We start from the raw sequence: 15561 nt of genomic DNA, 5'->3' as shown, positions 1-15561 counted from the left end.
TGGATACCCTCCTTTTGTTTTACTAAATCTATCCTGCATTTCTTAAATTGAAAACGGACACGGCAGATAAGCCGTGTCTATTGGTATTTTCACTAAAACGTATACTTAATCTGCTGTTTCTCCGCATGTCGTTCTTGTGCAAGCTGAACAAGACGTTCAATCAATTGCGGATACTCTAATCCGGAATGCTTCCACAGTAATGGGAACATACTGAACGGTGTAAATCCTGGCATCGTATTTACCTCGTTAATTATCGCTTTGCCATCCTTTGTTAAGAAGAAATCGGCACGAACAAGTCCGGAGCAATCCAGCGCCTTAAACGCACGAACGGCCATCTCCTTCATTTGCGCATATTCCTCTTGGCTTATATCCGCTGGGATAATCAACGCAGTATCCCCATCTTCATATTTCGCTTTATAATCATAAAAATCCTTCTTCGGAACGATTTCACCTGCTACGGAACATTCAGGCTCATCATTGCCTAGCACAGCAATTTCTACCTCACGGGCGACGACACCTTCCTCAATAATGACTTTACGGTCAAATTGGAAAGCTTCAGAAAAAGCGGCATCTAATTCTGCACGATTCGTGCATTTACTAATGCCCACACTAGAACCGAGGTTGGCAGGCTTTACAAAGCACGGGAAACCAAGCTGTTCTTCTACACGAGCATAGGCCTCTTCCTTCGCCTTAGCCCATTCACTTTTGATAAAAGAAACATAGTCTACTTGAGCCAGCCCTGCTTGTGCAAAAATGTTCTTCATCAGGACTTTATCCATTCCAGCAGCTGAGGCTAGAACACCATTTCCTACGTATGGTAAATTAAGCAGCTCTAAGACGCCTTGGACCGTTCCATCTTCGCCATTTGGGCCATGTAATAATGGAAAAATAACATCAAGAGGAGCAGCCTCTTGCTCATTAGCTTGGAAAAGGGATGGAGCCAATGCTAATGGTGATAATGGCGTTGCACTTGTAAATTCCAATGCCTGAACATTTTCCACCGGTTCAAGTAACTGAGGTCCTTTAATCCATTGACCCTCAACATTTATGTAAATAGGATAGATTTCAAATTTTTCTAGGTCTAATGCTCGAATAACAGCAAGTGCTGTTTGCAGAGAAACCTTATGCTCAGCAGATTTTCCCCCATATAACAAACCTAATCTTGTTTTCATTTTTATTCCTCCAGATTCTCATTCACAGTTTATTTTAACATTTTACTAATTAAGAAAGGAAATGTAGCAAACAGGTTTTTAAATGTTTTTTCTTATTCCATATTCTATGATACTTCATGCTTGCTTCAATACAACCGATAAGCATTTTGTAAAATCTAACAAGCGTATAAAAAAACAGTCCCTTTGATAAAAAGGACTGTTTTCTTTAGATTACATTGAGTTTCCACTCTTTTGTTCTTTTATCAAAGATTAATTTGGCATGGTAAGGCTTGTTGGCTATTTCTTGGTATTCCTCATACATGTCGTCCATATTGTCAAAGTCACCCATGACCCAGATTGGTATATCAATTCGTGTCCGCTGGTGTTCCGCATCACGCAAGGAGAAACAAATTCCCTCTTTCATAAATGGTGTTAATGAAAGCAGAATTTCCTTATTAACCTGCGGATAGGTCCGTTTTTTTCTGATTCCCAAGATGGTTTTTTCAAGTTTCAATTCACCCATCTTACCTGCAATCACTTCACTAAGCAAGTGAAAATAGTCTTTAAAGCTTCGATAATAGATTTTATTAAACCAGCCATCATCATGGGCCAAATACACAAAACGATTGCCTAGTTTATTATAAAAGGGTACTCTTAAATGCTGTTTTTGGTGTCCGAGATATAACAATTCTGCCAATTCTTGGCCAGATAGTTCATTCAGACCCTCTTCTTCGGTAAAATCGATCCAGCAAAAGTCTCCGTACCCATAGACATCTTCTGCTGCTAACTTATCAATTCGATCATCCGGGCAATATTCGAGCAGTGTATGCATATTAAAATCAGCATCATCAAAACGGTGCTTTAATAAAAGCAAATGATTTAATGAACCTGAAAAAGCAGCAGCAAATTCGCTGAATTCGATACCGTAGGACATTACATACTGATCTGATTGATTTAAATGTACATAGATGAGATCCCGTATGTCTTGATGATGCTTTTTCAAAGCCAAACTCCTCCGATCAGCCATATGTAATATACTTAATGGACAGTTTCCAAGAAACTTCCAAATACTTTTTAAATCACTTCCTTATTTTATCAAATAATAGGCCAAATAGCATATTTCATTTCTTTTACAAAAAATTTTCATCAGTTACACATACTAAGTAATATATCTTCTTTCTTATTATTTGTTCATCTATCATTTTTAAACGGCACCCACAGAAAGGGGCATTTATATGATAAAAGATATGACAGCGGATGAAATAAATCTTTATATTATTAAAACCTTAAAGGAAAACAAAAGGTTAGAATTTGAAACGATTCTTAAGGAGCTTCAGCCCTACGATATCGCTAAAATTTATGAAGAATTGCCAGAAAAGCACAAAGGGAGATTCTTACTTTTTTTAAGTGCGGATGAGCTGGCCGATTTAATGGAAGAGCTGGATAAAGAGGAGCAGCTCGAATTATTAAATATCCTTGGAATTGAAAAATCCAGCGAAGTCTTGGATTTAATGGATAATGACGACTTGGCGCTGCTATTAAATGAATTGTCCCCTGAGAAAAAGGACTCACTGTTATCCGGGATGAAAAAGGAGGAATCCAGTGCGGTTCAAGGGATTATGAATTACCCTCCGGAAACAGCCGGGCGAATTATGACCAACCGATTCGTGTGGATCCGCGACTATTTTACTGTCAGGGAAGCCGTTGACAAGTTTAAAATATTTGCCGAGTTTGCTGAATCAATTAATTATTTGTATGTGATAGATGAAGCCAGGAAGCTGGTTGGTGTTGTGTCCTACCGGGATTTACTACTGGCAGAACCTGAGGAAAAGATTCGCGAGATCATGTACGAACGGGTCATTTCCGTTTCGGTCACCACAGACCAGGAAGTCGTTGCCCAAACCGCTGAGCGGTATGATTTCTTAGCTGTTCCTGTTGTTGATGAGAATAATATTTTGGTCGGGATTGTAACGGTTGATGACATCATTGATGTCGTTATCCAGGAAGCCAATGAGGACATTGAGAAGCTATCTGCTTCAGGAAAGTCGATTGACTTTGAAACAAAGACATTAGTAGCTGCCGCCAGGCGCCTGCCCTGGCTGATTTTACTGCTATTTATCGGGGTCATCTCAGGAAGGATTATCAGCAGTTTTGAGGAGACCTTGCAGCGAGTGGTGGCCCTTGCCTTTTTTATGCCGATGATTGCCGGGATGACAGGGAACACCGGCACTCAATCTCTTGCGGTGGTAGTGAGAGGCCTGATTACACAAGATATAGACCGCAGGGTTATTAAGCGATTAATTTCAAGAGAACTTGGTGTTGGTATTACAATAGGGATCATTTGCGCAATTATTATTGCAATTATTGCTTATATTTGGCAGGGAAATTTGATTCTTGGGGCTGTTGTTGGCGCCTCACTCTTCTTCACCTTAATTATCGGGACCCTTGCCGGTACGATTATACCGCTGATCTTATATAGAGTGAATATTGACCCCGCTGTTGCCTCAGGGCCGCTGATTACTACTCTAAATGATATTTTTTCACTAATGACTTACTTCGGGATTGCAACGATGTTTTTGAAGCATTTAATGTAAACAGGCTTCTGCGCCAGGCTGCTATCTAAGCAGCCTTTATTTCTGCAGGAAATAGAGATTAATGAAAAAATATGAAACCTTTCCTCTGTCTATTCGTTAGTAATATAACGGAAACGTTCAGTTTAGCCGCATGACAGTTATTAATAAGCATGATTCCGTCCGTTCCGCCATATTAATTTCAATATGAGACAAACTGGTATAAAATAAGTTAAACACGAAATAAGCGAAGGTGAACTATGACAGAATATATTAACTCAATCTTGGAATTTTTATCACAGCTAGGTTACTTGGGGATTGCTTTGGGACTAATGCTGGAAGTCATTCCTAGTGAAATTGTTTTAGGCTATGGCGGATATATGGTGTCACAGGGACATATGAATTTTATTGGTGCTGTCATTGCCGGGACCATAGGCGGGACGATTGCCCAGCTCTTCCTATATTGGGCCGGTTATTATGGCGGAAGGCCCTTCCTTGAGAAATACGGAAAATACGTACTTATTAAAAAGAAACATATCGATGTAGCCGAAGGATGGTTTAAAAAGTATGGAGCTGGAGTTATCTTCTCAGCCCGTTTTATCCCCGTTGTCAGACACGCAATCTCAATACCTGCAGGGATCGCTAAAATGCCTGCTGGGAAATTTACTCTCTACACGGTGGCAGCCGTACTTCCTTGGTCAATCATTTTCCTTTACCTTGGAAAGGTGTTAGGCAGCAACTGGTCACATATCAAAGAGGTTGCACATCCATATGTATTGCCGCTCATAATTGCCGCTATTGTTTTAGCAGCTATCTATTTTTTAGTAAAAAGAACGAAGAAAACCACCGACTAATGCCGGTGGTTTTCAGTTGTTTGCTTAGTAAATTTCTTCTGGGCCCAGGCATCGAGCTTTTTCACATGCTTTCTCCCAATCGTAAAACCATATAAAAGCAGTAAGACAATAATAAGTGTATACAAATCGACCTTTCTTGTTGAGATAAAGTTGATGATCCCCATTAATACTTGCGGGATCACGCCTGTTAAGGCAAACAAAACAGTCGCCACCTTAAACCAAAGGTTTGATTTTAATCGATACCTTGCGTATAAAAGAAAAAACGTCGATGCCCATGCCAGTACCTCAAGACTAACTAATATCAGCCATTTGTTCTCCACCAAAAATTCCAAAGGTAAACTCCTCCCCATAATAAAAAAACCTGAAAGAAAGATCGATGTACGATCATTTCTCCCAGGCTTTTCTCCTTCCGTGTATACAGAAAAGCAGGTTTTCTGTACGTTTCCTCTCGGACCAGCCTGGCATCCTGCCACGGAACCCTAGAAAACTTTTTTATAAGATTATTTCGCTTCTGCACTTATATAATACCTATTTTTTAAAATGGTAAGGAAGTGTCGATACAATGACCCTCTTCTTAAAAATTAAATAGGCACGAATTAAAAAACTGGATTGGTTGTGTAAAATATTATGCCAGCTTTTTTTCGTAATAAACTGCGGAATCAGCACAGTCACACGATAATTGTTTTCACTCGCTTTATGTTCAACTGTATCAATGAATTTTGATAAAGGCTGCAGAATGCTGCGATAGTGCGAATGTAAGGTTACCAGCCGAACGTCAGGCTGCCATTTTTGCCATTTTTCTTCGAAGCGCTTTTCGTCCTCCCGGTCAAAAGAAACATAAACAGCAAAGATTTGATCGGTTAATGACTTCGCATAACTTATCGAGTTTTCAACCACCTTGGTTATACCCGCTACTGGTACGATAATCACATTCCCTTGGATAGGGGGTGCGACATCTTCTGGATGCATCCGTAATTGTTCCCCGACGGAATCATAATGGGAATGAATCCGAAGGAACATAAGGACAATGATTGGCAAGAAGATTACCACAAACCAAACCTGGCCGAATTTTGTAACAAAGAAAATAATTAATACGGTTAAAGTAATAAGAGCACCAATTAAATTAGCCGTTAATTTGGCCACCCAGCCAGCTGGTTTTTCACGCAGCCATTTAATGATCATTCCCGTTTGTGATAGGGTAAATGGAATAAATACCCCTACCGCATACAGCGGAATCAAGTGTTCCGTCTGACCCTTTGAAGCAATGATAAGAATAATGGATGCGACTCCAAGGGATACAATCCCGTTAGAATAACCGAGACGGTCGCCGCGAATCGTAAACATCCTTGGCATGTATTTATCTTTTGCTAAGGCAAATGCCAGCAGTGGAAAGGCTGAATAGCCGGTATTTGCAGCTAAAACCAGGATGAGGGCAGTTGTACCCTGCACAAAGAAATAAACAAAATTTCTGCCAAAGGTTTCTTCAGCAATTTGCGAGACTACCGTTTCTTCAACCTTTGGTGCTATTCCATAATAATAGGCCAAATACGTAATACCTGAAAATAATAGCGCTAGCAGACTGCCCATTAAAACCAAGGTTTTTGCTGCATTTTTTGGTGCAGGATCTTTAAAAAACGGAATGGCATTAGAGATCGCCTCAACTCCCGTTAAAGCCGAACATCCAGATGCAAACGCACGAAGCAGTAAAAACAAAGTAATCCCCTGAACAGGAGCACCAATTGGCGCATGATTCACGGCCGGAGATATGTTCCCCGTCATAATTTTAAAAATACCTACACCTATTAATAGAAAGAGTGCAATGACAAATAAATAGACAGGATAAGCCAATATGGAGGCTGACTCGGTTATCCCACGCAGATTTAAGATGGTTATAAAAACAACCAATACACATGCAATAGAAACTGTGTGTGTGTGTAAGGCCGGAAAAGCGGATGTAATCGCATCGGTACCGGCCGTCACACTTACCGCCACCGTTAGTATGTAGTCTACTAATAAGGAGCCTCCGGCGATTAAACCTGCTTTTTCCCCAATATTTTCTTTTGAAACGACATAGGCCCCTCCGCCCATAGGATACGAATAAATAATCTGCCGATAAGATAAAATCAGTGCAGCTAAAAGGAATAAAACCCCGACAGCAATCGGGACAGAGTACCAAAAGGCAATCACACTAATGGTTGCTAATACAATCAGTATTTGTTCGGTTCCGTATGCTACTGATGACAAAGCATCTGAAGATAGTATCGCTAGTGCCTTTAAAATACTTAACTTTTGTTCGCCTAATTCGGTTGATTTTAACGGCCTGCCGATTAAAAACCGCTTAAATGCAGATAGCACGTGATTTCACCTACCAATTTTTAAAGTAGAATTACCGATTGATTTTATCATAACCGTATAAACAATATGAAGCCTTTCGTAAAAAAACGGTGGAATATTTTACATTTCCATGAACGATTTTCATGTAAGCGCCCTGCAGCTTTGTCCAATAGCTATCATTACTTTCCCCGTTCCAGAAGGAATCATCCATCAATTATAAAAGAGGCAGGGAATAGCTCCCCTGCCTCTTAGTTACCCTTTCTATTATTTACTTATTCTCCTGTCTTTAAATAAGAATATATAATAAAGCAGCATCGAGATAACAATGGAGACAGCAGATGTACGATAGATGCTGCTATAGCCAAACAGATGGCTTATTTGCCCGAAAGCCATAGCCCCAATACCAACTCCCAGATCAAAGAAGGAATAAAAGGTAGCGGTAGCCATGCCTCTTCTATTTACTTGTACTTTTTCAATCGACCACGCTTGGAGCGCCGGCTGAACCATCCCAAACCCTAATCCATAAGAAATCGCTGCAACATATAAAACCAGGCTATTAGGCAGCCAAGCTAAGAGAATCATCGCTGCTAAAATAAGTAATGTCCCCGGTATAAAGACTGCTTGATGGCCTTTTCTGTCATACAGCTGTCCGGCAAACGTTCTCGTTATCATCAGTGCCAGCGCATATAAAAGGAAATAAATTTGAATTCCCGAAATATGCTTATCGGCAGCAAAGAGCGGGAGAAAAGCGGCGATCCCCCCAAAGGTGACCGTTATGAAAAACATAAGAATGGATGGCTTTAAGGCCCCTTTTTCATAAAGGTCAAGTTTTCCTTTTTCTTTTACAGGTTTTTGCTCTACTTTTTTATAAGTAATTCTTGAAGATAAGATGAGTGCTACTAACCCTAATCCTGCGCAGATAAGGAAAAATGAACTGAAGGAGATGACTCCTGTTAAAATCAACCCTAGTGAGGGGCCAAATGCCAAGGCTAAATTACCCGATAGCCCGTAATAGCCCATCCCCTCCCCTCTCCTTGTTACAGGAATTAAATCTGAGGCGATTGTACCTGAAGCTGTAGTCGAGAAGCCCCAGCCAACACCTTGGACAACCCGCATTAAAAATAACAAGCCGATACTCGTTAAAAAGCCAAACGAACCAACTGAAAGAGCAAAGATAGCCAGGCCAAGTAAATAAACAAAGCCTCTTCCCTTAGTTTCGAGCGCATTACCGGCATAAGGACGGAGCAATAACGCAGAAAATGTAAAAATCCCAACCACAAAGCCAATTAGTTGATCATTACCGCCTAGTTCTTCCACAAACAGCGGAATGGTCGGCAGTGTCATTTGGAACCCAAGAAAGATAAAGAAATTCGCCAAACAGATCAGAACAAAGTCTTTGGTAAATATCTTTTCTTTCTGCAGTTGTTTTTCCATATAAATTGAATTCTCCTTCTCACGGATGGATGAAAGGTCGTTTTTTCTTACAATAGAGACGACCTTTTAAGTTGAACATTCTTAAATAAATGCTCTGCATCCTTACTTAAAACCAACGATTCTATTTTATACCATCAATAGGTAATTATTAAACGGGATGCACCTGCATTTAGATATTTCCTGATGAAGCAGTTCATGGAGATTGGCTGCCAGTCCTTTTTATTAACCTCCCGTAGTTTCTCTAAAATTAAAAAGCCCCGCCGATTTATCTATAGATGTTGATTATTTGGGAATCTTACTGTTAAAGGGGGGATATTAATGGCCAGACGCAATAAAATACTTGTTCCTGGAGCCCGTAACGGGTTAGATGCCCTGAAAGCAAGGGTGGTTCAATCAGGCAATCCTGAGGATGCTAAATTTGAAGCGGCAGAAGAAGTTGGAGTTCCTCTGAAAAAAGGCTACAACGGCCAGCTTACATCCGAGCAGGCCGGAAGGGTCGGCGGCAGACTGGGCGGCAGCATGGTCCGGGAGCTCGTTAAGATGGCACAGGAAAACTTAAGTAAAAGACAGTAAATGAATGGAGCCACTTGTCAAGGCTCCTAAATTATTTTAAAAAAAGTTTGACAAATTTGTGACAATTGGTAGAATATTCAGTATAAGGAGTTGGTGGATATGCATGAAAAATATGTAAAGAATTTACAGACTTTTAAAACGGCATCAGCCTACGTTGGGGGATCCGGAATCATTTTTCTTTTATTCAGCCTTTTTGTAAACGGTTTCAACCTTGCGCTCGGATTGGGCATCGGCTTAACCGCTTCTTCAGTTGTTCTTTTCCTTCTTGGAATCTTTTTAGGGTTAATGGAAGAGTACACTCTGGCTAGTAAAGGAAATACAGCGCTGGCACGTTCATCACGTCAATTTTTCTATTAATACACTAACCGGCCTGCCACTGCGGATTTATTAGCCGCTGGGGGTAAAGCTGGACCGTAGGACTTGTGGCTTTTGCAAGTCCTTTTTATTATGGCAGACCTTTTAGTAAAAATACTTTCATCACGTCAGCTATTTGTTCTGAGCTTAATGGTTCATGGTTTCTTTCCCAATCAGACACAAGAGCAATATACATTTTTAATAATAGAAAGCTGATGATTTCTGTATTTCCCGGAGGAATAGCTTTCTTTGCAATCGCAGTGTCTATTTTTGTTCTTAAATAAGCAATAATTTCATCCTCCACATGCCGTAGCATATCGGATACAGCCATGGTTCCCATTTCCTTTTCCTCTTGGATGAGCTTGATCATCAGCTGGTGCTGGGAGCGAAAGGCTAATAAGCGGGATAGGGCTAGATGTACATTTTCTGTAAACGGTAAGTCCGGTTCAATTACAGCCTCAGCCTCTGCGATCATTTCTTTTACAAGTGATGAGATGATTTCTTCAAACAGTTCTTCTTTATTTTTAAAAAAGGTATATATGGTACCTTTTCCGACATTTGCGAGCTTGGCTACTTGGTCCATTGTGGTGGCTTTATAGCCGAAAAGAGAAAAAGACTTTGTGGCTGCTTGTACGATCATTGATCTTCTATCGGGGGCCATGCGATTAGTCCTCCTAATAACTGACTAAATTAGTTTTTCAGTCATGTTCTTTATTTAACTATAACATAGGTTAGACCCCGTTACAAACTATGATCCTGTTGAGTGCCATTGATGGTGACACATTGATGGTGACAGGCACCTAATCCAATATAACCAACGTTTTCAAGTTAATGATAATAGTTTATCAATTGTTTTCTGATTGATAAAAGTTTAACAAAAAATTCATTGTTAGGAACTATACTTGCTTGTTACTTTTTGTAAAATTCAGTTGAAGTTACATTTTAAGAAAGGCTGTGACATATGATCTATAAGCCCCGATTTGAATCAACTGAATTAAGAATTCTTGGGTATTTAAACAAACGAATGATTTTATCTGAAACTGACAAGAAGCAATATTTAAGACTTAAGAAGGGCTTCGAGGGGGAGGTAATGTTTGATGAAATGACTGAAAAGCTAACTTGTGATTGTCTTATCCTTAACGATTTGCTATTGAAAGTAAACAACAACTTGTTTCAAATAGACTCTTTGATTATTACCGCAGAAACTCTTATCCCACACGAGGTAAAGAATTTTGAGGGTGATTATTATTATGAGTTAGACAGATTGTATAAAAGACCTAGAATAGAATATAGTAATCCCCTCAATCAGCTCAGCCGCAGCGAATCTCTGCTCCGTCAATTACTCCATAATCTCGGATACAATTACACTATTGAAGCTTGGGTGGTTTTTATCAATCCCGAATTTACCCTCTATCAAGCTCCTCTCGACAAACCTATTATTCTTCCTACTCAATTAAATCGGTATTTAAAAAGGTTAGACGGTATCACCTCCAGGCTCAATGGAGGGCACAAAAAGCTGGCTGACAAATTAATCTCACTTCACATTGAAGTGTCCCCTTACAATAACCTTCCACAATATTCATTAGAACAGTTGAATAAAGGGATTACTTGTGTTTTGTGTGACTCTTTTACTGTTTTTGTTCGAGGAAACAGGTGCGTTTGTAAGGACTGCGGTAATGAAGAACCTCTTGCTTCAGCTGTTTTACGGAGTGTGAGGGAATTTCAGCTTTTGTTTCCGGACAGCAAGGTTACTACGAATAGTATTTTTGAGTGGTGCGGGTTGGGTGGATCTAAGAGGAGAATTGCAAGAGTATTAGAAAGAAACTTTAACATAAATGGATATGGTCAGTGGTCATACTACGAATGATAGAAGAAAAATAAAATCATTTCTACGAGAGGGTTAATGAGGAAAATCTATTGTTTTCATGAATGGTTTTGTCCTCATTAACCTTATTGAAGACACTTCCTTCTACTTCTTCGCTAATTTTGTCCTCTATCATCCTTATTGAGGACACTGCCTTCCACTTCCTCACCAATTTTGTCCTCTACCATCCTTATTGAGGACACCTCCTTCCACTTCTTCTCTAATTTTGTCCTCTACCATCCTTATTGAGGACACTTTCCTTCCACTTCTTCGCTAATTTTGTCCTCTATCATCCTTATTGAGGACACTTCCTTCCACTTCTTCTCTAATTTTGTCCTCTATCATCCTTATTGAGGACACTTCCTTCCACCGCTTCTCTAATTTTGTCCTCTACCATCCTTATTGAAGGCACTTCCTTCCACTTCCTCACCAATTTTGTCCTCTACCCTCCTTATTAGAGACACTTCAGTCTATTGCAATTATCAGTCTTGTCCTCAAGAAACCTTACTAAATATATTCCTATCAATCTCTTATCCAGTTTGACCTCTATAACCTTCAGTTCACCCATATCGATAGGAATTCATCCTTTTTCCACCCGACGCACCTCTTCATAAGGCTGCACCACAACAAACCCATCCCCCTCGAACTTCATCTGAATCGACTCACCGCTGCCTCTGCCAAAAAAGGTCTTCAAACTGATATCTGTTTGAAACACTGGCCGCAGGTTTCCAGACCAAGCCACCGTCGCATTCGGATCCGTCACAACAGGCTGCCCTGGGGTCACCCTTAAGGCCAGCGGCTCATAATGGGTCGTAATCGCAATCATGCCTGTTCCTTCACAGCGAATATTGAATAAACCGCCCGCCATCATCCCCGCAACCTTCTTCATCAACTTAATCTCCCACTTGATACTCGGTTCAAAAGCCAGCAAATCATTTCCGTTAACAAAGATCGACTCATTCCGAAGGTTTAAAATAATAACCTTTTTCCCCTCATCAGCTAAATACAATTTCCCCTGCCCATTCGCCTTCATTAACGCAGCACCCTCACCGGTGAGTGCTTTTTTAAAAGCCGTCCCCAGACCATGCTCCAATATCCCTTCCCGCTCAAACTTGATGGCACCGTGGTAGGCAACCATCGACCCCGCTTTTGCCCAAACTAAACCATCAAGATTCACCTCAAGCATCCTGGGTGTCTCTAATTCAAAAAAGCCTTCTCCTTTATCCTCTTGCCCTGTTTGATTGACAAATTCCTCTATTGAATATCTGCTCATCTAACACACCATCCTTCGCTTTAGTTTATGGCTTATAATCGGAGCAGGCCGATTTTATTTTTAAATTTTTTCCTCGCGTAGATTTAAACAAACGTTTAGTTAGTTTTTTCTCTCACAAAATTAAATTCAATCAAACGTTTAGTTAGTTTTTTCCACTAACAAAATTTAATCAAACGATTAGTTAAAAAAATTCAACCTTAGGTATAACCTCAATCTAGATTACCATAAACAGGTAACTGCTGGTTCACAGTCTTTTCAACAGCGAAAAATTTTCAGGTACCCTAATAATGGACTATAATAGGAGTGAGGTGAAGTTTATGGCACGTGAACGCAAATTCTCTACAGAAGATCTATTTCAAAAAACCGAACAAATGCTTTTAACACACGGATACGAAGGGTTTTCCATTAGCCTTATCGCCGAGCAATTAGACATCTCACGAGGGGCTGTCTATAAGTATTATGAAAATAAAGAAGAATTGATTACCGATTATATGCTTTATGAGATGGAGCACTTCCTGACTGAATTAAAAGAAATAGAAGCAGTGGAAGGATTCGATGCCAAATTTGATTTTTTAATAAAAATTATTTTCAAAAATTCAACCATTCCGCATATGATTGAAATAGGCCGGCGCATTCCGATTAATGGCAATCAAAAGGTTCAGGAAAATAATGAAAAACGGGAGAAACTTCACCTGAAAATGTACGAACATTTACAAGGATTCATCTCCCTAGGAAGACAGGAATCAAAATTAAGAGAAACCCTGCCGGATCCGCTCATACTTGGCTTCATCTTTCAAACGATCCTGATTCCAAATCACTTTGGTATTCCCCACTCACAATGGGTCGATTCCATCAAGGAAATGATTCAGCACGGGATGTTAAACAAATAATTGACACTTATGTCACCTTAACCGATAATGAGGTTGAGTGATTTAAGTGTCTCACCCCTAAAGTGACAGTTGTGTCACTTTAAAAGCCAACGATATGAAAGGAGCAAAAAAATGAAAAACCTTCTACAAAAACTGACCGATCGTGTGACCACCAAGAAAGGAATGTGGATTACACTCTCTGCCTGGCTGATTGTTACCATGATACTTGCGGTCTTTGCCCCAAGTGTTAGAGATTACGAGGTTTCTAATATTGCTTCACTTCCAAATGAGGCCAAATCTGTCATTGCCCAAAAGAAAGTAGATCAGTATTTTAAGGATAATGATGGACTTCCAGCCATTCTAGTTTTCCAAGCTAAAGATAATGAGGTTCAAATTTCAGACCTCACCCAAGTTTTAGATCAAGTAAAGAATAAAAAGATAAATGGAGTTCAGCAAGTCGTCTCTCTATCTGCTTTGCCTCCTCAAGCTGCTGCTGGCTTCTTTTCTGCGGATAAGACGACCGCATTGATTCCGTTGACCTTTGATTCCGCCTTAGAAACAAAGGAAATTAAAAAGTCCATTGGAGAGATTACAAAGATTACTAACGAAACAACCGCTTTAAAATTATACGTGACAGGCCCTGCCGGCATTGCAACTGATACCCTTGACCTGTTCTCCCGGGCAGATTTGGTGTTAATTTTCTCTACCGTCGGGCTCATTCTCATTTTATTAATTGTCATTTACCGTTCTCCTTTACTGGCGCTCATTCCACTCCTTGCAGCCGCCTTTGTCTATGAAGTTGTTACACAGACGCTGGGGCTAATGGGAAAAGCAGGTCTTGTAATGACCAGCCAAACGGTTTCAATTATGTCGATTCTTCTATTCGCTGCCGTTATTGATTATTCTTTATTTGTTTTTTCTCGTTTCCGCGAGGAGCTTAAAGCATATGAGAATAAGTATGATGCCATGAAAGAAGCGATGAGAGAAACAGGCACGCCCGTTTTCTTTTCCGGGGGCACCGTATTAGCAGCAATGCTTGTATTGTTCTTTGCAAAATCAGGTGATTATCATAACTTTGCCCCAACCTTTGCGACCACAATGTTGATCATTATGCTTGCGTCCATTACCCTTGTACCAGCCTTATTTACGCTGTTTGGCCGAAAGTCTTTCTGGCCTAAAGTGCCAAAGGTAGGAGACTCAGCGGTTAACCAGCATTCACTTTGGAGTAAAGTTGGCCGCTTTGTAGCGAAAAAGCCAGGGCTTTCTGTCGCTGTCATCGGCGTATTTCTTCTCCTCGCCGCAAGTAACATGTTTAATTTGAAATATGAATTCGATACCATGAAGTCATTCCCTAAGGATATGCCTTCACGTCTTGGATATGAAATTTTAGAGGAAAAATTTGAAAAAGGCGACCTTGCCCCAACCACTGTCCTTTTTGAATCAAAAAAGGCAGTTACAGCCGAACAGCAGCAACAATTACAGACAGCCTTATTAGAGCAGCCTTCCGTAAGCAGCGTACGTGTCAACGGCTTGACAGAGGATCAGAAAGTGGTTAATTACAGCCTTACATTTAAAGGAAACCCATATTCCACTTCTACCATTGATGCAATGGAGAAAATCATTGATAAGGCGGAAAAAATCACAGCTGATAACGGTTTGGATGGCAAAATGTATTTTGCTGGTGAAACTGCCACAAAAGTGGACGATCGCGCGACCAATAATCGAGATGTCATCATCATTGTCCTGCTGGAAACTGTGCTGATTTTTGCGATGTTAATTATCTTAACCAAATCATTTAAAATGCCAATCTATATGATGGGAACGATTTTAATTTCATTCCTTGCCGCCCTTGGATTAGGGATGTTTTTAAGCAGTCTGTTCTTTGATATCAGCACCATCAGTGACCGCGTGCCGCTTTATGCATTTGTCTTTTTAGTAGCTCTCGGCATTGACTATAATATTATGTTAATCTCAAGATTTCAGGAAGAACAAAAAACACATACGGTTAAAGAAGCTGTTAGAATTGCCGTTGCCTCGACAGGCGGGGTGATTTCATCCGCGGGTGTAATTCTAGCTGCCACCTTTGCCGTTTTGATGACCCAGCCGATTCAATTGTTATTTGTATTTGGATTTATTGTTGCGGTGGGGATTTTATTAGATACATTCTTAATCAGAGGGATCCTGCTGCCTGGCTTGATTGTTCTAATTGAAAAGGAGAAAACTGTTAGTGAGAACAAGTAAGTCATAACATGAAAGGGTCAGTCCGTGGAAGGACTGACCCTTTT

General features: G+C 40.2%; 14 protein-coding genes and 1 riboswitch. Of the genes, 7 read left to right on the top strand and 7 right to left on the bottom strand.

Annotated features, from left to right (window positions below; translation table 11 throughout):
* Positions 1-92 precede the first annotated feature (92 nt).
* Both GXK58_RS24130 and GXK58_RS24125 read right to left on the bottom strand, forming a co-directional pair.
* Positions 93-1172, bottom strand: a complete 1080-nt coding sequence (locus GXK58_RS24130; RefSeq protein WP_160725724.1) for a D-alanine--D-alanine ligase — start codon at positions 1170-1172, stop codon at positions 93-95.
* Positions 1173-1377: 205 nt separating this feature from the next.
* A complete protein-coding gene (locus GXK58_RS24125) occupies positions 1378-2154 on the bottom strand; it encodes a hypothetical protein (RefSeq protein WP_160725723.1) in 777 nt (258 codons plus the stop codon).
* 232 nt (positions 2155-2386) lie between these two features.
* Here GXK58_RS24125 and mgtE point away from each other — a divergent pair, with 232 nt between their 5' ends.
* Entirely contained in the window at positions 2387-3745 is a 1359-nt protein-coding gene (gene mgtE / locus GXK58_RS24120) for a magnesium transporter (RefSeq protein ID WP_160725722.1), read from the top strand.
* Between the two features lie 236 nt (positions 3746-3981).
* Complete coding sequence (locus GXK58_RS24115) at positions 3982-4575, top strand: DedA family protein (RefSeq protein ID WP_160725721.1); 594 nt, start codon at positions 3982-3984, stop codon at positions 4573-4575.
* Here GXK58_RS24115 and GXK58_RS24110 read toward each other — a convergent pair.
* The 3 genes from GXK58_RS24110 to GXK58_RS24100 all read right to left on the bottom strand — a co-directional run bounded on the left by GXK58_RS24110 (position 4572) and on the right by GXK58_RS24100 (position 8343).
* Positions 4572-4907: a hypothetical protein gene (locus GXK58_RS24110; protein WP_160725720.1), complete on the bottom strand. Its 336-nt coding sequence runs from the start codon at positions 4905-4907 to the stop codon at positions 4572-4574. The two genes, GXK58_RS24115 and GXK58_RS24110, sit on opposite strands and share 4 nt — an antisense overlap.
* A gap of 56 nt (positions 4908-4963) precedes the next feature.
* A riboswitch (guanidine-I (ykkC/yxkD leader) is annotated at positions 4964-5069 on the bottom strand.
* A 34-nt stretch (positions 5070-5103) separates the two neighbouring features.
* Positions 5104-6930 (bottom strand): APC family permease, encoded by a 1827-nt coding sequence (locus GXK58_RS24105; protein ID WP_160725719.1) that lies wholly within the window; start codon positions 6928-6930, stop codon positions 5104-5106.
* A gap of 243 nt (positions 6931-7173) precedes the next feature.
* Complete coding sequence (locus tag GXK58_RS24100; protein WP_160725718.1) at positions 7174-8343, bottom strand: MFS transporter; 1170 nt, start codon at positions 8341-8343, stop codon at positions 7174-7176.
* Between the two features lie 318 nt (positions 8344-8661).
* Here GXK58_RS24100 and GXK58_RS24095 point away from each other — a divergent pair, with 318 nt between their 5' ends.
* On the top strand, positions 8662-8916 hold the full coding sequence (locus tag GXK58_RS24095; RefSeq protein WP_160725717.1) for an alpha/beta-type small acid-soluble spore protein: 255 nt from the start codon (positions 8662-8664) through the stop codon (positions 8914-8916).
* Positions 8917-9015: 99 nt separating this feature from the next.
* Positions 9016-9273, top strand: a complete 258-nt coding sequence (locus GXK58_RS24090) for a hypothetical protein (RefSeq protein WP_160725716.1) — start codon at positions 9016-9018, stop codon at positions 9271-9273.
* An 88-nt stretch (positions 9274-9361) separates the two neighbouring features.
* Here GXK58_RS24090 and GXK58_RS24085 read toward each other — a convergent pair whose 3' ends face one another.
* A complete protein-coding gene (locus GXK58_RS24085; protein ID WP_160725715.1) occupies positions 9362-9931 on the bottom strand; it encodes a TetR/AcrR family transcriptional regulator in 570 nt (189 codons plus the stop codon).
* 300 nt (positions 9932-10231) lie between these two features.
* Between GXK58_RS24085 and GXK58_RS24080 the strand changes: the two genes are divergently transcribed.
* Positions 10232-11137, top strand: coding sequence for a nuclease-related domain-containing protein (locus GXK58_RS24080; RefSeq protein ID WP_160725714.1), 906 nt, complete (start codon positions 10232-10234; stop codon positions 11135-11137).
* 577 nt (positions 11138-11714) lie between these two features.
* On the opposite strand, the gene GXK58_RS24075 is transcribed toward GXK58_RS24080, so the two are convergent.
* Entirely contained in the window at positions 11715-12407 is a 693-nt protein-coding gene (locus tag GXK58_RS24075; RefSeq protein WP_160725713.1) for an AIM24 family protein, read from the bottom strand.
* 317 nt (positions 12408-12724) lie between these two features.
* Between GXK58_RS24075 and GXK58_RS24070 the strand changes: the two genes are divergently transcribed.
* Positions 12725-13297, top strand: coding sequence for a TetR/AcrR family transcriptional regulator (locus GXK58_RS24070; protein WP_160725712.1), 573 nt, complete (start codon positions 12725-12727; stop codon positions 13295-13297).
* A gap of 111 nt (positions 13298-13408) precedes the next feature.
* Complete coding sequence (locus GXK58_RS24065) at positions 13409-15517, top strand: MMPL family transporter (protein ID WP_160725711.1); 2109 nt, start codon at positions 13409-13411, stop codon at positions 15515-15517.
* Positions 15518-15561: the final 44 nt, after the last annotated feature.

This window comes from Bacillus sp. USDA818B3_A (genome assembly GCF_009928415.1).
In the GTDB taxonomy this organism is placed as follows: domain Bacteria; phylum Bacillota; class Bacilli; order Bacillales; family Cytobacillaceae; genus Neobacillus.
Note: the sequence above shows the minus strand (reverse complement) of the source record. Positions and strands in the feature narration are given on the sequence as shown.